This is a genomic window from Burkholderia anthina (genome assembly GCF_902498995.1).
Classification (GTDB): Bacteria; Pseudomonadota; Gammaproteobacteria; order Burkholderiales; family Burkholderiaceae; genus Burkholderia; species Burkholderia anthina.
The window spans coordinates 1-547 of record NZ_CABVLY010000070.1 but is presented as its reverse complement, the minus strand read 5'-3'; the positions used below and the strand labels follow the sequence as shown (position 1 = coordinate 547).

General features: G+C 63.6%; 2 protein-coding genes. Both read left to right on the top strand.

Annotated features, from left to right (window positions below; genetic code table 11):
• Positions 1 to 300 (top strand): ABC transporter permease subunit (locus tag BME24068_RS34815; RefSeq protein ID WP_174928807.1); only part of this gene is annotated, 300 nt, incomplete at its 5' end.
• On the top strand, positions 297 to 547 hold a 251-nt coding region (locus BME24068_RS34810; RefSeq protein ID WP_425322071.1), incomplete at its 3' end, for an ABC transporter permease. The genes BME24068_RS34815 and BME24068_RS34810, both read left to right, overlap by 4 nt.

The window sequence follows — 547 nt, the reverse complement described above, 5'->3', positions numbered from 1 at the left end:
TACGACCTGGGCGCGAAGCCGTGGGTCGCGTTCACGCGCATCACGCTGCCGCTGTCGAAGAACGGGATCATCGCCGGCAGCCTGCTGGTGTTCATCCCGGCGGTGGGCGAGTACGTGATTCCGGAACTGCTCGGCGGCGCCGACACGCTGATGATCGGCCGCGTGATGTGGGACGAGTTCTTCAACAACATGGACTGGCCGATGGCGTCCGCGGTGACGGTCGCGATGGTGATGCTGCTGCTGGTGCCGATGGCGCTGTTCCAGTACTACCAGGTCAAGGAACTGGAGGAAGCGAAATGATCAAGCCGAGCAAACCGCTGTCGACGGGCGTTCTCGCCTTCGGCTTCCTGTTTCTGTACATCCCGATCATCAGCCTCGTCGTGTACTCGTTCAACGAGTCGAAGCTGGTGACGGTGTGGTCGGGCTTCTCGCTGAAGTGGTACGCGGCGCTTCTGGACGACGACGAGCTGCTGACCGCCGCGTGGCTGTCGCTGAAGATCGGCCTGCTGACGGCGACGGCGTCGGTGGTGATCGGCACGTGGGCGGG